This window comes from Streptomyces sp. SID5785, from assembly GCF_009870065.1.
Taxonomy (GTDB): Bacteria; Actinomycetota; Actinomycetes; order Streptomycetales; family Streptomycetaceae; genus Streptomyces.
The window spans coordinates 1-4,708 of record NZ_WWIA01000848.1; the positions used below are offsets into that span (position 1 = coordinate 1).

The 4,708-nt window shown below is 74.4% G+C and carries 5 protein-coding genes; 2 read left to right on the forward strand and 3 right to left on the reverse strand.

Annotated elements, in window-relative coordinates; translation table 11 throughout:
• The 3 genes from GTW43_RS27540 to GTW43_RS27550 all read right to left on the reverse strand — a co-directional run.
• Positions 1-941 (reverse strand): NAD(P)H-binding protein (locus tag GTW43_RS27540; protein ID WP_161304669.1); only part of this gene is annotated, 941 nt, incomplete at its 3' end.
• A gap of 69 nt (positions 942-1,010) precedes the next feature.
• Positions 1,011-1,385 (reverse strand): PAS domain-containing protein, encoded by a 375-nt coding sequence (locus GTW43_RS27545; protein ID WP_161304670.1) that lies wholly within the window; start codon positions 1,383-1,385, stop codon positions 1,011-1,013.
• A 284-nt stretch (positions 1,386-1,669) separates the two neighbouring features.
• Positions 1,670-2,938, reverse strand: a complete 1,269-nt coding sequence (locus tag GTW43_RS27550) for an oxygenase MpaB family protein (RefSeq protein ID WP_161304671.1) — start codon at positions 2,936-2,938, stop codon at positions 1,670-1,672.
• Positions 2,939-2,984: 46 nt separating this feature from the next.
• Here GTW43_RS27550 and GTW43_RS27555 point away from each other — a divergent pair, with 46 nt between their 5' ends.
• Both GTW43_RS27555 and GTW43_RS27560 read left to right on the forward strand, forming a co-directional pair.
• Complete coding sequence (locus GTW43_RS27555; protein ID WP_202502006.1) at positions 2,985-3,596, forward strand: TetR/AcrR family transcriptional regulator; 612 nt, start codon at positions 2,985-2,987, stop codon at positions 3,594-3,596.
• Positions 3,597-3,727: 131 nt separating this feature from the next.
• The coding region (locus tag GTW43_RS27560; protein ID WP_202502007.1) for a LacI family DNA-binding transcriptional regulator at positions 3,728-4,708 on the forward strand (981 nt) is incomplete at its 3' end.

Genomic DNA, 4,708 nt, shown 5'->3' on the forward strand with positions numbered 1-4,708 from the left:
TCGAAGGGCAGGGGGGTGCCGGGCGGGTCGGGCACGTACCGCGCGATGTCGTGGTCCGCGCAGACCACGCGGTGGCGCAGCGACTCGGCGAGCGGGCGCGCCAGGTTCCGGGGGACCGGGGTGACCAGCCCGATCCAGTGGCTGGACAGGCCGGGCGAGAGCATCGGCACGGAGACGATCATGCGGTGCGGAAGCTCGGCGGCCACGGCGTAGCGCTGCATCATCTCGCGGTAGTCCATGACGTCGGGCCCGCCGATGTCGAAGGCACGGGACACGTCGGCCGGCAGGGACGCGCAGCCCACGAGGTAGCGCAGCGCGTCGGCGATCGCCACCGGCTGGACCCGGGTGCGCACCCAGCGCGGGGTCACCATGACGGGCAGCCGCTCGGTCAGGTAGCGCAGCATCTCGAACGAGGCCGAGCCGGACCCGATGACGACGGCCGCCCGCAGCACGGCGGTCGGCACCCCGGAGTCCAGCAGGATGCGGCCCACCTCGTCGCGCGAGCGCAGATGCGGGGACAGCTCGGCCGGGGGCACGTCGCGCGGGGTCAGGCCGCCCAGGTACACCAGCCGGCGCACGCCCGCCGCCCGGGACGCGGCCGCGAAGATCCGCGCCGCCTCGCGGTCGGTGTCCTCGAAGTCCTTGCCGCCGGTCATGGCGTGCACGAGGTAGTAGGCGACGTCCACCCCGTCGAGCGCCCGCGCGACGGACTCCGCGTCGAGGACGTCGCCCCGCACGGTCTCCACGTCGTCCGCCCAGTCGAAGTCCCGCAGCCGCTCCGGCCAGCGTGCCATGCACCGTACGCGGTAGCCCTGTTCGAGCAGCTCGGGCACGAGCCGCCCGCCGATGTATCCGCTCGCGCCCGTCACCAGGCAGAGCGGGGCGTCGCCGGAACCGTCCGTGCCGTCCGCCGGCGGATGCGCCGGCCGTTTCGCGTCCATGCTCTACCTGTGCCCCGGCCGGGGCCTTCGGCAGGCCGCTGGACGAGTGGCGGCCCGGCTCCGCCCCGCCTACCCGAAGGGGTGGACGCCGGTGGAGCCCCGGTCGGTGTAGAGGGCCAGGGCGCCGATCGCGACGCCGAGGCCGTCGCAGAGCACCATCAGGCGCCCGGCGAACGTGCGCTCCTCGCCGTCCGCGCACAGCACCGGCAGGTCGGCGGCGAGGTCCCGCACCCGGGGCTCGCGCATCGCACGGTCGAAGCCGGCCCAGTGCGCCTCCCGCAGCCGCTCCGGCACGATCAGGTCCACACGGCGGCCCAGCGCCCCGGCGGCCGCATGCCCGAACAGCCGCTCGCTGCCCGCGTTCCAGTGGGTGATGACGCCGCCGGTGTCCGCGACCACGACCGCCTGGCCGAACTCCGCGTGCCACTCCTGTGAGGTGCTCATACCGGAAGCAACGACGCTCCGGCGGCCTGGACACCCGTGCACCGCGCCCGGCGGCGGCCCGCCCCGGACAGCGGTGCGGGCCACCCGGCCGGACCGTACCGTGGCTCTCGGGACGGTGGGGCCGGGCGACCCGCGTGCCGGAAATGGTGCGTGCACCTCACCCGCGCTGCGCAATAGCGCGTATCCGGACGTGCGGGTCAACGAAGCAAGATCAGGTGTGTTGCGGCGCGCGGGGCGCACATTGACGGCGTGCCACGCATCCTCACGCGCTGCGCACCGCTCCTTCACGACCCGGCCGTCTCCCGTCGGGCCCGCGGCAGCCGGGCCACCCCCACGCGACCGTCGGGGAACATCGAGGCGAGCTGCCGGTCCTGGATCCGTGCCCCGCGTTCCTCGAGCCGCCGCCGCCCGCCCGGCACGCGGCCGAGCACCCGGTAGCGGACCGTGTTGCCGGCCAGCGAGAGGACCGGCGCCCACGGCAGCCTGCGGCGCAGCCCCAGGTCCCGCATGCCGTCGCCGCCGACGAACACCCCGAGCAGACTGGCCTGGCGGGCCCGCTCGTAGCGCCGGTGCACCTGCTGCACGACGGGGCTGCGATGCCCGAAGTCGCGCTCGGCCTGGGCGTCCAGGGTCCGGCGGGCCAGGTCCCGGCCCGCCTGCGTCTGCCCGGCGGCGGCCAGCAGCACGTGGTAGTTGAACCGGTGCCGCTCCCGCTCGTCGTCGGTCAGCCAGCGCGGGGCCACCCCCATCAACAGGCCGATGTACCGCCACAGGTGCATCAGGTCGTCGCGCTGGCCGCGGGTCAGCGGCACGCCCAGGCCGAGACAGCCCACGATGACGGTGCCGTCGAACAGCCCGAGCGTGCCCGCCTGGTCCGACTCGTTGACCGGGCGGCCCCAGCGCTCCGTGTCCCAGGCCGCCTCGAACCGCGCGTCGACCAGGGCGTGCATGGCGCGCACATGGACGGTGAGCCGCCAGCCCTCCGCGCCGGGGCGCAGTCCGCCCGGCCGGGTCACGGCGTTGGCCCACTTCGTGGTCTCGCCGAGCCGGCGCAGCGCCGCCCCGCCGGACAGGCCTCCGGTCAGCACGAGCAGATCGGGCGGGCCGCCGAAGCGGTAACCGCCGATCAGGGAGAGGAGGGCGAGCACGTCGGCCGCGTTGCGGCCCAGGTAGCGGTAGGCGGCGGCGCCGCGTTCGATCCGGTCCCAGTCGACCCACTCCGGCACGGTCGTCGCGTGGTCGAGCAGCGCCCGGAGCGCCGGCGGGAGATCGCGCGGCACGTCGGGTGCCGCCGCGAGCGCCCGACCGATCTGACGGTGCGTCACGCATTCCGGGTCGCCCGCGGGCCGGAGTGTCGCCGCCGCGAGCGCCGCGCCCAACTCGTCGCGGCGCAGCAGCCCTTCGCCGAGCTGCGTCATGAGTTCCTCGTCGACGTCCCGGTCGATCCCGGTGAGGAGGACGAGGGGCCTGGAGATCTTCCGCCCTCGTTCCTCGGCCTCCCGGAAGCGGCGCGGGAAGCGTTGTGTGCCACGGACCTCGCTGATCTGTGTCATGAAATCCGTTGTAACGCGAATAATTACTCGCATACAATTCGCGTTCATGCGGAAAGAACCCCGGCAGGAGCGGTCGCGCCGGATGGTCGAGCGCATCGTCACGGCGGGCCGCACGGTGCTGGCCCGCGACGGGTACGCGCGCTTCGTGACCACGCGGGTCGCCGACGAGGCGGGGATCAGCCCGGGCTCGCTCTACCAGTACTTCCGCAACAAGGACGAGCTGCTGACCGTCCTCATGGAGCGTTACTGGGCGGAGACCGGCGACCGTGTCACGGCCGCGCTCGCCGACCGGCTCACCGCACCGCCGGGCCGGCTCGTCCCCGACGCGGTGGAGGCGCTCCTGCGCGCGCTGGAGCACGACTCGCAACTGCTTCGCGTTGTGACCGAGGAAGTGCCCCGCCGCTACAGCGAAGTTCACCTGCACGCGCTGCGCCGCCGCATCCAGGACCTGGGCTCCGCCTACCTCGCGGGCCGCACCCCGGGGGAGCGCAGCGGGTCGACGCGCTCGTGGGTTCTCGTCGCGGCGCTGGAGGCGCTCAGTGTCCGCTGGGTCCTGGAACAGCCCGGGATCACCCGGGACGAACTGGTCCGGGAGCTGACCGTCCTCGTGGCCCACTACGTGGGCGGCGCCGACCCGCGCGAGTCCCTCGGATATTAGTCGGTTATTAGTCGCACGAGGCCTCTTGACCCTCCCCGAAAACCGGCGGCAGAGTGAGGGCTAATCCGCATTAGCACAGCAGCAACGGCATGCGGGACCCGACTAATACGCATTAGCGCAAGGGGTTGATCATGGCGGAAAAGACACCGTCCAGGTCGCGGCGCGGACGTCCGCGGCAGGCCGAGGTGGCGCGGCTCGCCGGTGTCTCGCAGACCACGGTCTCCCTGGTCCTCGGCGGCAACAAGCAGGGGATCGCGCTGCACGAGGAGACGCGCGCCCGGGTGCTCGACGCCGCCCGAAGCCTCGGCTACGTCCCCGACCCGGCGGCCAGGCGGCTGGCGGCCGCGCGCAACAACCTGCTGGGCGTCTTCAGCTTCACCGCCACCTTCCCCACCGCCGTGGAGCACTCGTACTACCCGTTCCTCGTCGGCGTCGAGCAGGAGGCCGCCGCACAGGGGCTCGACCTCGTGCTGTTCACCGGCTCGAGCCCCGGCGGGGCGCAGGCCGGGGAGCCCGGCGCGCTCGACCGGGTCCGGCTCGCGGACGGCTGCCTGTTCCTCGGACGGCACGTCCCCGACGACCAGTTGGGCCGCCTCGTCACCGACGGGTACCCGGCCGTGCACATCGGCCGGCGCGACGAGCCCGCGGGACTCGCCTGGGTCGGCGCCGACTACGTGGCGGCGAGCGCCGAGGTCGTGCGCCATCTGACCGGGCTCGGCCACCACCGCGTCGTCCTCGTCCGCGAGGACGACGATGCACCCGCCTCCACCGACCGCGAGCGCGGCTTCCGCTCCGCGCTCGGCGAGGGCGGAGCCCCCCGCGCGGGGGACGACCCCGAGCTCGTCGTCCGCACCGCCCACCCGGCCCGGGACATCACGGCCGACTGGGTGCGCGACCGGCTCGCCGCCGGTGTCACCGCGTTCGTCGCCGAGGAGACCGACACCGGGGCCGCCTGGCGCGCGCTGTGCGCCGCGGTGACCGCCGCCGGGCTCCAGGCGCCCCGCGATCTGTCGCTCGCCCTGCTCGGGTCGCCGCCCGCCGACCTCGCGGGCGATCCCGCACCGACCGGCTTCGACGTGCCCCGCGCCGCCCTGGGCGCGGCCGCCGTCCGC